At 63.8% G+C, this 15211-nt stretch carries 13 protein-coding genes; 4 read left to right on the forward strand and 9 right to left on the reverse strand.

Annotation, left to right across the window (positions count from 1 at the left end; translation table 11 throughout):
- Positions 1-104 precede the first annotated feature (104 nt).
- Positions 105-377, forward strand: coding sequence for a PepSY domain-containing protein (locus ACK59L_RS03025; protein ID WP_196136286.1), 273 nt, complete (start codon positions 105-107; stop codon positions 375-377).
- Positions 378-437: 60 nt separating this feature from the next.
- Here ACK59L_RS03025 and ACK59L_RS03030 read toward each other — a convergent pair whose 3' ends face one another.
- The 8 genes from ACK59L_RS03030 to lysA form a co-directional block, all read right to left on the reverse strand.
- Positions 438-686 carry a CsbD family protein gene (locus tag ACK59L_RS03030; RefSeq protein ID WP_023533700.1) on the reverse strand — a complete coding sequence of 83 codons (249 nt, stop codon included), beginning with the start codon at positions 684-686 and terminating at the stop codon, positions 438-440.
- Positions 687-806: 120 nt separating this feature from the next.
- On the reverse strand, positions 807-1271 hold the full coding sequence (gene soxR, locus ACK59L_RS03035) for a redox-sensitive transcriptional activator SoxR (protein ID WP_058604511.1): 465 nt from the start codon (positions 1269-1271) through the stop codon (positions 807-809).
- Positions 1272-1304: 33 nt separating this feature from the next.
- Positions 1305-2069 (reverse strand): GntR family transcriptional regulator, encoded by a 765-nt coding sequence (locus tag ACK59L_RS03040; RefSeq protein ID WP_409271783.1) that lies wholly within the window; start codon positions 2067-2069, stop codon positions 1305-1307.
- Positions 2070-2152: 83 nt separating this feature from the next.
- Positions 2153-3667, reverse strand: a complete 1515-nt coding sequence (locus ACK59L_RS03045; protein WP_409271785.1) for an MDR family MFS transporter — start codon at positions 3665-3667, stop codon at positions 2153-2155.
- The gene (locus tag ACK59L_RS03050; RefSeq protein WP_196136289.1) at positions 3657-4802 is read right to left on the reverse strand and encodes an HlyD family secretion protein; all 1146 of its coding nucleotides are present in this window, start codon (positions 4800-4802) and stop codon (positions 3657-3659) included. The genes ACK59L_RS03045 and ACK59L_RS03050 overlap by 11 nt, the downstream gene beginning before the upstream one ends.
- Positions 4803-4888: 86 nt before the next feature.
- Entirely contained in the window at positions 4889-6304 is a 1416-nt protein-coding gene (locus ACK59L_RS03055) for an efflux transporter outer membrane subunit (protein ID WP_409271899.1), read from the reverse strand.
- A gap of 106 nt (positions 6305-6410) precedes the next feature.
- Complete coding sequence (locus ACK59L_RS03060; protein ID WP_409271787.1) at positions 6411-7121, reverse strand: helix-turn-helix domain-containing protein; 711 nt, start codon at positions 7119-7121, stop codon at positions 6411-6413.
- A 247-nt stretch (positions 7122-7368) separates the two neighbouring features.
- The gene (gene lysA, locus ACK59L_RS03065) at positions 7369-8601 is read right to left on the reverse strand and encodes a diaminopimelate decarboxylase (RefSeq protein ID WP_409271789.1); all 1233 of its coding nucleotides are present in this window, start codon (positions 8599-8601) and stop codon (positions 7369-7371) included.
- Between the two features lie 123 nt (positions 8602-8724).
- On the opposite strand from lysA, the gene ACK59L_RS03070 reads away from it, so the two are divergent.
- Positions 8725-9630: a LysR family transcriptional regulator gene (locus tag ACK59L_RS03070; protein WP_409271791.1), complete on the forward strand. Its 906-nt coding sequence runs from the start codon at positions 8725-8727 to the stop codon at positions 9628-9630.
- A 41-nt stretch (positions 9631-9671) separates the two neighbouring features.
- On the opposite strand, the gene ACK59L_RS03075 is transcribed toward ACK59L_RS03070, so the two are convergent.
- The gene (locus ACK59L_RS03075; RefSeq protein WP_197844324.1) at positions 9672-10025 is read right to left on the reverse strand and encodes a hypothetical protein; all 354 of its coding nucleotides are present in this window, start codon (positions 10023-10025) and stop codon (positions 9672-9674) included.
- Between the two features lie 77 nt (positions 10026-10102).
- Between ACK59L_RS03075 and ACK59L_RS03080 the strand changes: the two genes are divergently transcribed.
- Together ACK59L_RS03080 and ACK59L_RS03085 are read left to right on the forward strand one after the other, a co-directional pair.
- Complete coding sequence (locus ACK59L_RS03080) at positions 10103-10237, forward strand: hypothetical protein (protein ID WP_256675187.1); 135 nt, start codon at positions 10103-10105, stop codon at positions 10235-10237.
- A gap of 61 nt (positions 10238-10298) precedes the next feature.
- Complete coding sequence (locus ACK59L_RS03085; RefSeq protein ID WP_409271794.1) at positions 10299-15164, forward strand: NAD-glutamate dehydrogenase; 4866 nt, start codon at positions 10299-10301, stop codon at positions 15162-15164.
- Positions 15165-15211 lie beyond the last annotated feature (47 nt).

Below are 15211 nucleotides of genomic sequence, written 5' to 3' on the forward strand. Positions count from 1 at the left end.
CCTGGCACTGATCGACTCGCGTCCGGGCGGCATTGGGAATTGGAATGAACGCGGCGCACCGACTAAGGGTCGCATCTTCACACCCTCCAAGAAGGAAACCTGCAATGAAAGCGATGACTCGACTGTTCACTGGCCTGGCCCTGGTTGGCGCGATGGGCGCTTCTGTTGCCTGGGCCGATCAGCCCGGCGCCGACTGGAAAGTGACCAAGGATCAGGCCGAAGCTGCCCTCAAAGGCGCCGGCTACACCCAGATCACCAAGATCGAAGCCGATGACGGTCACTGGGAAGGCGAGGGGATGAAAGCTGACGGCAAGCAGTACGAGTTCAAGGTCGACCCGCACGATGGCCGTATCGTCAAGGATGAACTGGATAACTGAGTTCAGCCTGCACTCAAAGCCCATCAGGCCCACGCAACAGCGTGGGCCTGATGCATTGGGTCAGCGGCGCAGCAGGCGCGACACCACCATGGCCAGCGCAGCACCGATGGCGACAGCTGCAAACGGCTTTTCCTTGACGAACGACGAGACGCAGTTCACGGCATCACCGTAAGTCTTGGTCACCTGGCCTGCTGCCTGGCGGCCTTCGCCTTCGGCTTCCAGGGCCGGATCGTCGATCAGACGACCTACAGCGCTCTGGGCTTTACCCGCAATGTTCTCTGCTACACCTTCGATCTGTTCGCGTTTCATGGTTCGGTCATCCTTTCGCTAACGGGATTGGTTAAATAGCAAAAGGTTAGGGCGTTAGCGCCGCCTATTGGTTCCAACGAAAGCGGTCCCAAATACTGCCGCGCCGTGCACCTTCCGCTGCTACGTGCCCTCCCGCACGTGTCGTTCCAGGATCCTCGGCCCGCTGCCTTCCTCGCCCAGTACATCCTGTGGGTTACGTAGCGGGCATTGCTCCAGCGACAGGCAGCCGCAGCCGATGCAGTTGTCCAGGTTGTCGCGCAACGCCTGGAGCAGACGGATGCGCTGGTTCAGGTCTTCTCGCCACGCACTGGACATTTCGCCCCACTGAGCCGCCGTGAGCTTGCTGTTGGGCGGGTAGCGCCCCAGCGCCTGCTTGATGTCATCCAGGGCAATACCGGTACGCTGGGCCACCTTGATGATCGCCAGGGTGCGCAGCACCAGCGACGGATAGCGGCGTTGGTTGCCAGCTGTGCGCGTGCTGGCGATCAAACCTTTGCTTTCATAGAAATGCAGTGCCGATACTGCGATACCGCTGCGGCGAGCCACCTCACCTACGGTAAGCATCCGTGTCGAATCTGCTGCCATGCGGGTCGATCTCCAATGAGTGGCTTTGGTGCGTCAGAACGCTGTAGGGAAAGCAGCGGCGCTGGCGGGCATGCGGTCGCGGCGTAGCTGGTTGACCAGGCTGTAGCGGTCAGCGGGATAAAGGTTTTTGCAGACCGCCATCAGGTCGCCGTTTTCCTCGCGGTAGTGGCGCACCACGCACAGCGCCGGTGAGCCCGGCTCGGCACTCAATACCTGTGCCTGTTGCAGGGTGAGCGACTGTGCCTGAATGCGCTGGTCGATCACCGCGATGACTCGCCCGTAATGCTGCTCGATCAGGCGGGTGATCAACTGCTCGGGATGTGCCTGGGCCAGCTCGATCACCTGCACGTAGTCGGATTGGGCATACACGGCGCTTGCACACAGCGCCAAGGCGTGCCCGGCAGAGGTACGGTGCAGCGCCTCGATGCACAAGTACTGTTCCCCTGGCACCAGTCCCAGGCGCTCGGCCTCTTCAGGGGCGGCCACGAATTGGCGGACATCGCGAACCTGACGCACCGGTGCCTGAAGGTGATGCGAGAGCTCTGCCAGGTTCGCGATCGACTGCCGGTAGCCGATCTGGGGCTGGCGCGCCTGGACTCGTGTCCCAACGCGCTTGCGCCGGGACACCAGGCCCAGGCTCTGTAACTGCTCGACCGCCGCGCGAACCGTGTGCCGGCTTACACCATACAGCGCGCACAGCTCCATTTCAGTGGGCAACAGGCCCCCGACCGGGTAGCGGCTGCTGGCGATTGCCTCGATCAAGTCCTTGGCCACGGTGGCATAGCGGGCTTGGTGCATGGGTCGAACCTGTCTGGACGTTGTACAAAGGCGCCAGTGTACCAGCCGTCGGTCGCTCCCGAGCCAAGCTCCCCGCCATGGCCTCATTGCCCCTTGTGCGACCTCAGTAGCAACGCTGCCACCGCACAGCCGAGCAACGCCAGGCAGGCCAGGTAGAACGCATCGCTGTAGGCCATCAGGTAGGCTTCGCGGCCGATGGTGCCCGACAAACCTTCGAGCCACTGCTGTGAGTGCCAGAGCCATGTCTGCACGGTCGGGTCCAGGCGCGCGTGCAGCTGCGGCTCGAACACGGTCACGTGCTCATGGATGCGCGCACTGTGCAGGCGTTCGCGCGTGGCCACCAGCTGGGTCAGGCCGGCCGTGCCGATGGCGCCACCCAAGTTACGCAGCATCGAGAACACCGCCGAGGCGGACCCGGCCTCGCGCTTGTCCAGCCCGGCCACTGCCAGCACGGATAACGCGACCATGATGAAAGGCTGGCCGATGCCCCGCACCACGGTGGAAGGGATGATCACATTGTCGGCACTGTCAGCAGTCAGGCTGGCGCCCATCCAGCAGCCCAGCGCCATGATCAGGAACCCGCTGGCCACCATGAACTTTGCGCTGGTCCACCTCATCAGGCGCGGCATCAACGGCGCCAGCAGCAGCTGCACGAGCCCGTAGGCGATCAACGCCACACCCACGTCTCGTGCACTGAAGCCCTGCAGTTGCGACAGGTAGTTGGGCACCAGAAACACCAGCCCGAAGGTGGCGGCGCCGAATATGAACATCGCCAGGCTGGCCACGCCGAAGTTGTAACGGCCCAGCAACCGCAGGTTGATGAACGCGCGCGGGCCGAACAGCTGAGTCGTCACGAACAGCACCAGGGCCAATGCCGACACCACGGTCATGCCGGTGATGAACGAAGACCCGAACCAATCCAACCGGCCGCCTTCTTCCAGCACGATCTGCAGCCCGCCCAGGCCGATCACCATGGCGGCGATGCCCAGCCAGTCACCGTGGCGCAGCAGCTGCAACTTCATCGGCCTGGCCTCGATGGACCAGGCAATGGCGCACAGCAACGCGATGCCAGGAAACAGCTGCAGGTAGAAGATCCAGCGCCAGGAATAGGCATCGGTCAACCAGCCGCCGATCGAAGGGCCTGCGGCCTGCGCCACGCTGTTGGCCAGGCTGAACAAGGCCATGCCCATGGCCATTCGGCTGGCCGGCAATTCGGTGATGATCAGCTGGAACGACAGCGGAATCAGGACGGCGCCGGCGGCGCCCTGAATTACCCGGATCACGATCATGGTTTCAAGGTTCGGCGCCCACGAACAGGCCACCGACGCGATCAGAAAGACCAGCGAGCCCGTCCACATCACCCGGCGCAGGGAGAACACCTCCACCAGCCAGGCCGTCAGGGGGATCATCACGATCTCCGCTACTAAGTAGGCGGTGGATATCCATGAGCCTTCCTCGAAGCTGGCGCCTAGCGAGCCGCGTATCTCGGGCAGTGCGGCGCTGGTGACGTGCACGTTCATGCCGGCCATGAAACAGCCGAACAGCCCGCCCAGCACGGCCACCCAGGCGCGCAGGGATACCGGTTGTTCAGCGCGCATCGGCAGGCTCCGGCGTGCGCGTGTCGACGGTGGTCACCACCGACATGCCGGGCAGTATCTGCGGCCCGTTTGCGGGCAGGTCGAGCAGGATGCGCACCGGAAAACGCTGGACGATCTTGGTGAAGTTGCCCGTGGCATTGTCCGACGGCAGCAGCGCGAAGACATTGCCCGAGGCCGGCGAGAAGCTCGCCACGTGACCTTTGAATGCATGGCCAGGGAAGCTGTCCACCTGAACCTGCACAGGCTGCCCTGGGCGCATCCGGGCTAACTGGGTTTCCTTGTAGTTGGCCACGACATACGCCTGCGCCACCGGCACCACCGCCAACAACGGTTGGCCCGGTACCACGTATTGCCCTGCACGCACGCGGCGCTGGCCCACCACGCCTGCCACCGGGGCGCGCAGCACGGTGTCCTGGGCGTCCTGTTCGGCCAGCCGGCGTTCGGCGCTTGCGCTTTCTAAGGCGGCCTGACGCCGCCGCAGATCGGCCTGGGCCTGGGCAGCGCCGGCCTTGGCCATCCGTTGCTGTACCTGTTGTTCACGCCATGCTGCCTTGGCCCCTTGCTCGACAGCCTTGGCCTGGTTGGCAGCGGCCAGTGCCTGCTCCAGCCGTTGGGTCGTGGCGGCCTGGTCGCGTACCAAGCCCTGGTAGCGCTGCAGGTCGAGCTGGCTGCGACGACGTTCGGCGCTGGCACTGTGCACGGCGGCCTCGGCCTTGAGGGTTGCCTGCGCCTGCTGCTCGATGCGCTGCACGGCCAGCTCGCAGTGAGCCCGCGCCGCGTCTATGGCCGCCTGCGCCTGGCGTTCGGCAGCGCGCGCTCGATCCCTGCGAGCCTGGTAATCGCGATCCTGCAACCGCACCAGCACAGCGCCGGCTTGAACCGGCTGGTCATCTTCGACCTCTACCGTCGCCACATAGCCTGCCACGCGCGAACTCAATGCCACCCAATCGGCGCGGATGTAGGCGTCATCGGTACTTTCCAGGTAGCGCCCGGTGGTGAACCAGTAGCCAGCAAGGGCCAGTAGTGCCAGCACGCCCAGGCCTGCGCCGCCGATATAAACCAACCGCCGTCGCGGGCGAATGGTCGCATGCTCGGCAGTCGGGGTTGGGGTGGGCGTTTCTACAGCAGCGTTCATGGTGGGGTTCCATTGTCGAGTGGAGGCAGTTGCGCTTTGCGAGCGATGGGCGTCGGGTGGTGAGTGGTGCCTGGGGCGTGGCGGATTCACCATCCCCCGCCCAGCGCGCGAAACAGGTCGATCTGCGCCCTGGCCACCTTGCCGCGCGCCTCGAGGAGCTGGTCATGCAGGGCAATCAGCTCGCGCTCGCTGTCAAGCAGGGCCAGCCCGTCCTGGGTGCCCGCACGGTAGCTGGCCTCTGCCAGGGCGAAGCCACGCTGGCTGTGCTCAAGCGCGGCCTGCAGCGAAGACAGGTGCTGCTGCTCACCGGCATGACGGGCCAAGGCCTGGCGCACATCCTTCAGGGCCTTGAGCGCGACGCTGCGATAGTGAGCGCGCTGGGCCTGCTGCAAAGCCTGGGCCTTGCCCAACCGGGCACGATTGGCTTGCAGGTTGGGAAATTCCCAGCTGATCAGCGGGCCGACGCCGAACGTGATGGCGCGGCTGGCACCCAGGCCATTGATGTGGCGATCAGCACTAGCCAGCTGGGCGCCAAAGCGAACCTTGGGGTACAGGTCGGCGCGCACGATGTCCGCTTCCAGGCCGGCGGCTTGCAACTCTCGTTCAGCCTGGCGTACGTCGGGGCGCCGTTCGAGCAGGTGCCAGCCATCGCCTGTGGGCAGCGCGGCCGTGAGCGACGGGATGGCAGCGCAGGGTTGGGTGTGATCGACCGTGGCCTCACCCGCCAGCGTGCTCAGCTCGAACAGTGCCACCTGGCGCCGCGCCTCGAAAACGGGTATCCGGGCGCGAACCTGCTCGCGCAGGCCAAGCAGCCGCTCGCCGTCCAGCGCCGTAGCGATGCCGGCCTGACGCTGGCGGTCGCTCAACAGCAGGCTGCGATCCAGGGTGTGCAGGGCTTGCCTGGCTTGACTCAGGCGAGCGGTGTAGACGCATTGTTCGATGTAGGCACGGCTGGTCTGGGCTGCCACCTGCAGCCCCACGGCGTCGTGTGCGGCGGCCGCGGCCTGCGCTTGCGCCTTGGCGCGATCGATTTGGGCTTGCACCTGCCCCCACAGGTCCACCTGATAGGCCAGCTCCATGCCCGGATTGAAGTGCCAGGAGGAAGTAGCTCGGCTGTCACGGGCCTGGGCCAGGGTCTGATCGTCACTGTCCCTGCCGTAGGTCGCAGCAATGCCCAGCGAGGTAGCAGGCAGGCGCTGCGCCTGGAACTCGCCAATGCCGGCCAGCAGTGCGCGCACGTTGGCTTGAGCCTGCGCCAGGTCCTGGTTATTGGCCAATGCGCGCTCCACCCAGCGCTCGAGTTGCGGGTCCTGGTACAGCTGCCACCAGCGCCCGGGTAAAGGCTGTGCGCTAACCCCGGCCTGGGTCTCGGTCAAAGGGTTGACCCGCATGGCCGCCGGGGGCTGCTCGGGGGCGACAGGGTGCGTGCAACCTGCCAGAAGGCCGAACGTCAGCACAGTGCAAAGGCGTACGGGGGAGGGGATCATCGACAAAGTGGGCATCATGAACATCGCTTGGCAGTCATGATGCAACGTTAACGAGACCAGTCAGACCAAGGCTGCCGCAAGCGGGACAACCGTGCGCGCCAGCCGGACAACCCGAGCCGTTTCAGCGGGGGCGTGCGCTACCGTCCTGCCAGTCGCTGGGCGCGCACCCCAGGATGCGCCTGAACACGGCTGCAAAGGCGCTGGGGCTCTGGTAGCCGTGTTCGAGCGCCACATTGATGATCGGCCGACCTGCCGCCAGGCACTGCTGGCTCAACATCACCCGCGCCCGAGCGCGCCATTGGCCGTGGGACATGCCCAGCTCGCGCTGGAACAGCCGGGCCACATTGCGTGTGCTCATGTTCAGCGCCGTGGCGCACTGTTCAAGGGCATGTTCCTCGGCCGGTGCCTGCAGCATGCGCTCGCACCAGGCCCTCAGGCGTGGGTGCTTTGGCAGTGCTATGAATGTGTCGATGCGCCTTGCATGGGCGAGCTCGCCCAGAATGAGCGCCCGTACGTGCTCCCCCTCCCGGATACCGAGCATGCGCGAGGCAGCTAGGATCAACTCACGCAGCAACCCCGTCACCACGATCACCTGGCAGTGGTCGACGTGGGGCGCCAGCAGCAGGGAGCGCATGCTGACGACGCCTTCCATGACAATCGCATGGCTGACGCCGGCCGGCACCCACAGCGCATTGCCCCCATGAATCACCCAGCTTCCCGAATCGGTACTCACATGCACAGTGCCACTGGCTGCGTAGATCAGCTGGTCGTGGGCGTGGCAGTGGCTGGCCACGTGATCGCCGGGGGCGTAATCCATTTCGAGTGTTTGCATGGCGGGATCCATAGTGGGAATGGATCCAATTGTAAGGGTGGATTGTGTGTAGATGTTGCAAAGCGTGGGGTAGCGTGCGTGCTAAGTGCGATTGGATTGCTTGATCTGCTTAAAAGTTGAGGCTTGATTGCGGATTATTTGGTTTTTGCAGTTGTAACTGTGTAGCTGAGCGGAGTGTCTAGGGCGCTCAACGGTCTATCCCGGGCATGCCGGCTGTCGAGGAAGGTCGGCATGCAGGAATTGGACGTTACAAGCCTTCCTCAAGGGCGAGCAGCGCTTCGATGGTCTGCCGACGTCGGATCAAGCGCACGGCCTGGCCTTCGATCATCACCTCCGGCAGCAAGGGCCGGCTGTTGTAGTTGGACGACATGGAGGCACCGTAGGCACCGGCATCGTGAATCACCAGCAAGTCGCCGACCTGGGCCTGGGGCAAGTCCTGAGGGCAGAGCGCCTGGTCATCCTGAGTGAACACGTCGCCCGATTCGCACAGTGGGCCGGCCACCACGGTCGGTTGCCGCGGGCGGTCCACGGGGCGGCCATCGGCATCGAGCAGGGTCATGGCATGGTAGGCCCCGTACATCGCAGGGCGCATGAGGTCGTTGAAGCCAGCATCGACCAGCACGAACGTGTTGCGGCCCACCTGCTTGACGGCACGGACTTCGGTCACCAGATAGCCCGACTCGGCCACCAGAAAACGCCCTGGCTCGATCTCCATGCGCACCGGGTGGCCCAGCAGCGCTTCGATTTCCTGGCGTGCCACTGCCCAGGTTTGCGCGTAGCGCTGCAGGTCCACCGGCGTGTCGGTAGTGCGGTACGGCGTCGAGAGCCCACCGCCGATCGAGAACGCTTCGATATCGGTGTCCAGGCGCGCGATCAGCTCGATCATGGCGCGAGCCACCTGCTCCAGATGGGTGTAGTCCACGCCGGAGCCAATGTGCATGTGCACGCCAACCAAGTGCAGGCGATGGGCCCTGATGCAGGCGAGCGCCTGCGGCAAGTCTTCATGCCAGATGCCATGCTTGCTGTTCTCGCCCCCGGTATTGGTCTTGCGGCTGTGGCCATGGCCGAACCCCGGGTTGATGCGCAGCCAGACACGGTGCCCTGGCGAGTGCTCGCCCAACTGGCGCAGCATGTCGATGGAGCCTGCGTTGACTTCGATCTTTTGCGCGACCACGCGTGCCAGGGTAGCGCGGTCCAGCACGTCGCAGGTCAGCACCACCCCCGCAGGATCGCCTGCCACACTGGCGCCGGCTGCAAAGGCGCGTTCCATTTCCCCAAGCGATACCGCATCGAGCACCAGGCCGTGCTCGCGCATCAAGCGCAACACCTGCAGATTGGGATTGGCTTTCTGGGCGAAGCGTACGGTATCGAATGGCTTGAGCTGTTCTATCCGGCTGAGGATGGTGGCGGCGTCGTAGGCCCACAGGGGTGAACCGTACTGGCGAACGGCGTTGGCTAGGACAGAGAAGGGAATGGTCATGATCGAATGGCTCGGCACAGGTGGAAGCCGACAGCATGGCCCGTAGACTCGATTCAGAAAAATAGCTATTTTTGCGCCGTCCATTCATCTCTGATATGCCCTGAGAATGCCGTCGGTGCTCCCATGAAGCTCTCCGCCCGCCACATCGAAGTGTTCCGCGCCATCATGGCCTCAGGTAGCGTCACAGGCGCGGCGCGTCTGTTGTTCACCTCGCAGCCGACCATCAGCCGTGAGCTGGCGCGGTTGGAGCACGTGACGGGCCTGCATCTGTTCGAGCGCACGGCCGGTCGGTTGGAAGCCACCGCCCAGGCGTTGCTGCTGATCGAGGAGGTAGAGCGGGCGTATGTGGGGCTTGAGCGCATCGAGCGTTTTGCCCAGGCCATTCGCAACTTCCAGCAGGGCCAGTTGGCCGTCACCTGCCTGCCGTTGTTTTCGCAGACCCTGCTGCCCAAGGTCTGCCAGCGTTTCCATAAGCAGCACCCTGGGGTGAGCGTGAGCATCAAAGCCCAGGAGTCGCCGCTGCTGGAGGAGTCCCTGGCCACCCAGCAGCATGACCTGGGCCTGACGGAGGTCGCGCAGATACCCCGTGGGGCGAGCGGGGAATTGCTGTTTAGCGCCGACATGGTCTGCGTGCTGCCTGAGCAACACCCGTTGCAGGCCAGGTCACGGCTGAGCCTGGCGGATTTCCATGAGGTCGATTTCATCAACCTGGCCAGCCTGGACACCTATCGCCAGCGTCTGGACCACCATTTTCGCGCGGCTGGGGTGAACCGTCGCACGGTCATCGAGACCACCAGCGCCGCCTCGGTGTGCGCCATGGTCAGGCAGGGCCTGGGCGTAGCCATCATCAACCCCCTGAGCGGGTTGGAGGCCGCCCAGAATGGCTTGCTCATCAGGCCGCTGGACATCTCGATCGCCTACCAGGTGATGCTGGTCAGGCCAGACCATCGACCGGCCTCGGCGGCAGTCGAGCCGTTCTGCCAGACACTGCGCGAGCAGGCGCGGGCGATGCAGCGCGCCCTGGCCTAGACCCCCGTGGCCCGCGGCAAGCCTGCGCAGTGATCGACGGATCAAAGCTCGCAGACGAAAGTGCCGGTGCCGCTCAGGATGTTCTCCAAGGTTTGCCTGATCTCGTCCAAGTCGCTCAGCGTGCTGGTCAGGTTGATCTGAAGCACCTCATCACCGCGCAAGGCGTCCCGGTCACCTGCTGCCACTTCGATCAACAGGCTCGTTGCGCTCAGGGTCACTTTCAAGCCGTCCAGGGTCGAGGGCTCGTCGTCGAGGGTCAGGTCGACCGTGTCTTCGTCAGGGTAGCGGGTCAGCAAGAACATCTGGCCTTTGTCGCTGTGGCAGCACAGGGTTGCCATGTTGTCCTCCTCTTCATCGCAGGGGGTAGCGAACAGCACGGCGGTGTCGATTTGCATGGCAAGCTCGGATCTAAGGAAACGGAAGGGAATTCTGACAGTCTTGCTTACATGCATAAACGTAAAGTTACCGCCCCTTGAACGAAATTGTCGCAGCGCTGCAAGCCTTGATGACCGGTCAGTCGTTAAGCTTCGCCCAGTCCTGGGCGTGCATGCACACGCTCAACGCCTGGTTTTCATCGTTCGCCCTGCCTGCAATCGTCTATCGTTGACCCCGGCACGGCGCACGCAGCGACGCTTCAACTATTACAAAGCCCAAGCGGAGTACCACAGATGGCGTTCTTCACCGCGGCCAGCAAAGCCGACTTCCAGCATCAACTGCAAGCGGCCCTGGCGCAGCACATCAGCGAACAGTCCCTGCCACAAGTGGCGCTGTTCGCCGAGCAGTTCTTCGGCATCATCTCTCTGGACGAACTCACCCAGCGCAGGCTTTCCGACCTGGCCGGCTGCACCCTGTCGGCCTGGCGCATCGTCGAGCGTTTCGACCCCGAGCACCCGCAGGTGCGCGTGTACAACCCCGATTACGAGCGCAACGGCTGGCAGTCGACCCACACGGTCGTCGAGGTGCTGCACCATGACCTGCCGTTTCTGGTGGACTCGGTCCGCACTGAGCTCAATCGCCGCGGCTACAGCATTCATACCCTGCAGACCACGGTATTGAGCGTGCGCCGCAACGCCAAGGGCGAGTTGCTGGAACTGCTGCCCAAGGGCACCCACGGTGAAGGGGTGGGGCACGAGTCGCTGATGTACCTGGAAATCGACCGCTGCGCCAACGCTGCGGAGTTGAGCGTGCTGGCCCGGGAAATCGAGCAGGTGCTGGCCGAGGTCCGCGTGGCGGTCGATGATTTCGAACCGATGAAGGACAAGCTGCGGGAGGTCGTGGCGCTGGTCGAGCAGACCCCGTACGGGCCGGCCCAGCATGAAAAGGGCGAGGTCAAGGCATTCCTTGAGTGGTTGCTGGACAACCACTTCACCTTCCTGGGATACGAAGAGTTCACCGTCCAGGCCGATCAGGCCGGCGGGCAGATGGTCTACGACGAGCAGTCGTTCCTTGGCCTGCCGCGTCGCCTGCGCGTGGGCTTGACCCCTGAAGAGCTGCGCATCGAAGATTACGCCGTGGCCTACCTGGCCGAGCCACTGCTGCTCTCCTTCGCCAAGGCTGCGCTGCCAAGCCGCGTACACCGCCCGGGCTACCCTGATTACGTGTCCATCCGCCAGCTCGATGCCTCGGGTAACGTGCTCAAGGAACACCGCTTCATGGGCCTGTACACTTCCACGGTGTACGGCGAAAGCGTTCATGCCATCCCTTACATCCGGGTCAAGGTCGCTGAAGTCGAGCGCCGTTCCGGCTTCGATACCAAGGCTCACCTGGGCAAGGAACTGGCGCAGGTGCTTGAAGTGCTACCGCGCGACGACCTGTTCCAGACGCCGGTCGATGAGCTGTTCAGCACGGTCATGTCCATCGTGCAGATTCAGGAGCGCAACAAGATTCGCGTCTTCCTGCGCAAGGACCCGTACGGACGCTTCTGCTATTGCCTGGCCTACGTACCGCGTGAAATCTATTCCACCGAGGTTCGCCAGAAAATCCAGCAGGTGTTGATGGAGCGCCTGAAGGCCAGCGATTGCGAATTCTGGACCTTCTTCTCCGAGTCGGTACTGGCCCGTGTGCAGCTGATTCTGCGGGTGGACCCGAAGAACCGCATCGACATCGACCCACACCAGCTCGAGCGTGAGGTCATCCAGGCCTGCCGCTCCTGGCAGGACGATTTCTCGGCGCTGGTCGTGGAGAACTTCGGCGAGGCCCAAGGCACCAACATCCTGGCCGATTTCCCCAAAGGCTTCCCGGCCGGCTACCGCGAGCGCTTCGCCGCCCATTCGGCGGTGGTGGACCTGCAGCATGTGCTGGCCCTGTCGGAAAGCAAGCCACTGGCCATGAGTTTCTACCAGCCGCTGACGCGGGTTGGCGAGCGCACCCTGCACTGCAAGCTGTACCACGCCGACACCCCCCTGGCGCTGTCGGACGTGCTGCCAATCCTCGAAAACCTCGGCCTGCGCGTGCTGGGCGAGTTCCCGTATCGCCTGCGCCACGCCAATGGCCGCGAATACTGGATTCACGACTTCGCCTTCACCTACAGCGAAGGCCTGAGCCTGAACATTCAAGAGCTCAATGACACCTTCCAGGATGCGTTCATCCACATCGTCGGCGGCGATGCCGAAAACGATGCCTTCAACCGCCTGGTGCTGACAGCGGGCCTGCCATGGCGTGACGTGGCGTTGCTGCGTGCCTATGCACGCTACCTGAAACAAATCCGCCTGGGCTTCGACCTGGGCTACATCGCCAGTACGTTGAACAACCATACCGACATCGCGCGCGAGCTGACCCGCCTGTTCAAGACGCGTTTCTACCTGGCCCGCAAGCTGACCCAGGATGACCTGGAGGACAAGCAGCAGCGGCTCGAGCAAGCGATCCTCAATGCGCTGGACGAGGTGCAGGTACTCAACGAAGACCGCATCCTGCGCCGCTACCTGGACCTGATCAAGGCCACCCTGCGCACCAACTTCTATCAGCTCGATGCCAACGGCCAGAACAAGTCGTACTTCAGCTTCAAGTTCAACCCCAAGCTTGTGCCCGAACTGCCCAAGCCGGTGCCCAAGTTCGAGATCTTCGTCTATTCACCCCGGGTCGAGGGGGTGCACTTGCGCTTTGGCAACGTTGCGCGCGGCGGGCTGCGCTGGTCGGACCGCGAGGAAGACTATCGCACCGAGGTGCTGGGCCTGGTCAAGGCGCAGCAGGTGAAGAACTCGGTAATCGTGCCGGTCGGCGCCAAGGGTGGTTTCCTGCCACGGCGCCTGCCACTGGGCGGCACGCGTGACGAGATCGCGGCAGAGGGCGTGGCGTGCTACCGCATCTTCATCTCGGGGTTGCTCGACATTACCGACAACCTCAAGGACGGTGGCGTAGTGCCGCCGGTCGGCGTGGTGCGTCACGACGATGACGACCCGTACCTGGTGGTGGCGGCCGACAAAGGCACGGCCACATTCTCGGACATCGCCAACGGCATCGCCATCGACTATGGCTTCTGGCTGGGTGATGCCTTCGCATCGGGCGGCTCGGCAGGCTACGACCACAAGAAAATGGGCATCACCGCCCGTGGGGCCTGGGTTGGCGTCCAGCGTCACTTCCGTGAGCGCGGCATCAATGTGCAAGAAGACCCGATCACCGTGATTGGTGTGGGCGACATGGCAGGCGACGTCTTCGGTAACGGCCTGTTGATGTCCGACAAGCTGCAGCTGGTAGCGGCCTTCAACCACCTGCATATCTTCATCGACCCCAACCCGGAGCCGGCCTCCAGCTTTGCCGAGCGCAAGCGCCTGTTCGACTTGCCACGTTCGGCATGGACCGACTACGACACCAGCATCATGTCCGAAGGCGGCGGCATTTTCCCGCGTAGCGCCAAGAGCATCGCCATCACGGCGCAGATGAAGGAACGCTTCGCCATCGAGGCCGACCGCCTGACGCCCACCGAGCTGCTCAATGCCCTGCTCAAGGCGCCTGTGGACCTGCTCTGGAACGGTGGCATCGGCACCTACGTCAAGGCCAGTGGCGAAAGCCACGCCGACGTGGGCGACAAGGCCAACGACGCCTTGCGTGTCAACGGCAACGAGCTGCGCTGCAAGGTGGTAGGCGAGGGCGGCAACCTGGGCATGACCCAGCTTGGCCGGGTGGAATTCGGCCTGCACGGCGGCGCCACCAACACCGACTTCATCGACAACGCCGGCGGCGTGGACTGCTCCGACCACGAGGTCAACATCAAGATCCTGCTCAACGAGGTGGTGCAGGGTGGCGACATGACCGAGAAGCAGCGCAACCAGTTGCTCGGCAGCATGACCGAGGAAGTGTCTGGCCTGGTGCTGGGCAACAACTATAAGCAGACCCAGGCGCTGTCGCTGGCAGCGCGCCGCGTGCGCGAGCGCATTGCCGAGTACAAGCGCCTGATGGCCGACCTCGAGGCCCGCGGCAAGCTTGACCGGGCCATCGAGTTCTTGCCTTCCGAGGAACAGCTGACCGAGCGCCTCGCCGCAGGCCAGGGCCTGACCCGTGCAGAGCTCTCGGTGCTGATCTCCTACAGCAAGATCGACTTGAAAGAGCAACTGCTCAAGTCCCAGGTGCCGGACGACGACTACCTGACCCGCGACATGGAAACCGCGTTCCCGCCGTCGCTGGTCAGCAAGTTCGCTGACTCCATGCGCCGCCACCGCCTCAAGCGCGAGATCGTCAGCACCCAGATCGCCAACGATCTGGTCAACAACATGGGCATCACCTTCGTGCAGCGGTTGAAGGAATCGACCGGCATGAGCCCTGCCAACGTAGCCGGGGCCTACGTGATCGTGCGTGACATCTTCCACCTGCCGCACTGGTTCCGTCAGATCGAGGCGCTGGACTACCAGGTTCCCGCCGAGATCCAGCTGACCCTGATGGACGAACTGATGCGCCTGGGCCGCCGTGCCACGCGCTGGTTCCTGCGCAGCCGTCGCAATGAGCAGGACGCTGGCCGTGATTGCGCCCACTTCGGGCCGAAGATCGCCCAGCTTGGGCTCAAGCTCGACGAATTGCTCGAAGGCCCAACCCGCGAACGCTGGATGGTGCGTTACCAGAGCTTCGTCGAAGCGGGGGTGCCAGAGCTGTTGGCACGTATGGTGGCTGGCACCAGCCATCTGTACACCTTGCTGCCGATCATCGAGGCAGCTGATGTGACAGGTCACGAGCCAGCGCAGGTGGCCAAGGCGTTCTTCGCCGTGGGCAGCGCGCTTGACCTGACCTGGTACTTGCAGGAAATCAGCAATCTGCCGGTGGAGAACAACTGGCAGGCCCTGGCCCGGGAAGCTTTCCGCGACGACATCGACCTGCAACAACGCGCGATCACCATCTCGGTATTGCAGATGGCCGATGCTCCGCAGGACATGGATGCACGGGTCGCGCTATGGGCCGAGCAGCATCGAGTGATGGTGGAACGCTGGCGCGCCATGCTCGATGACCTGCGCAGCGCTTCGGGCCATGACTACGCGATGTATGCAGTGGCCAACCGCGAACTGGTCGATCTGGCCATGAGCGGACAGGCGACTGTGTTGCCGTCTTGAGTCAATGCTGAACTGAAAAAGCCCCGGCAGTGATGCCGGGGCTTTTT

The organism is Pseudomonas sp. KCJK9111 (genome assembly GCF_046231935.1).
Lineage (GTDB): Bacteria > Pseudomonadota > Gammaproteobacteria > Pseudomonadales > Pseudomonadaceae > Aquipseudomonas > Aquipseudomonas parafulva_B.

Coding starts and splice junctions, on each gene's coding strand:
- soxR (WP_058604511.1), bottom strand. CDS start 1,271: ATGGCAGCAGATTCGACACGGATGCTTACCGTAGGTGAGGTGGCTCGC.
- ACK59L_RS03045 (WP_409271785.1), bottom strand. CDS start 3,667: ATGCGCGCTGAACAACCGGTATCCCTGCGCGCCTGGGTGGCCGTGCTG.
- ACK59L_RS03075 (WP_197844324.1), bottom strand. CDS start 10,025: ATGCAAATCGACACCGCCGTGCTGTTCGCTACCCCCTGCGATGAAGAG.
- ACK59L_RS03025 (WP_196136286.1), top strand. CDS start 105: ATGAAAGCGATGACTCGACTGTTCACTGGCCTGGCCCTGGTTGGCGCG.
- ACK59L_RS03040 (WP_409271783.1), bottom strand. CDS start 2,069: ATGCACCAAGCCCGCTATGCCACCGTGGCCAAGGACTTGATCGAGGCA.
- ACK59L_RS03060 (WP_409271787.1), bottom strand. CDS start 7,121: ATGCAAACACTCGAAATGGATTACGCCCCCGGCGATCACGTGGCCAGC.
- ACK59L_RS03030 (WP_023533700.1), bottom strand. CDS start 686: ATGAAACGCGAACAGATCGAAGGTGTAGCAGAGAACATTGCGGGTAAA.
- ACK59L_RS03070 (WP_409271791.1), top strand. CDS start 8,725: ATGAAGCTCTCCGCCCGCCACATCGAAGTGTTCCGCGCCATCATGGCC.
- lysA (WP_409271789.1), bottom strand. CDS start 8,601: ATGACCATTCCCTTCTCTGTCCTAGCCAACGCCGTTCGCCAGTACGGT.
- ACK59L_RS03050 (WP_196136289.1), bottom strand. CDS start 4,802: ATGAACGCTGCTGTAGAAACGCCCACCCCAACCCCGACTGCCGAGCAT.
- ACK59L_RS03085 (WP_409271794.1), top strand. CDS start 10,299: ATGGCGTTCTTCACCGCGGCCAGCAAAGCCGACTTCCAGCATCAACTG.
- ACK59L_RS03055 (WP_409271899.1), bottom strand. CDS start 6,304: ATGCCCACTTTGTCGATGATCCCCTCCCCCGTACGCCTTTGCACTGTG.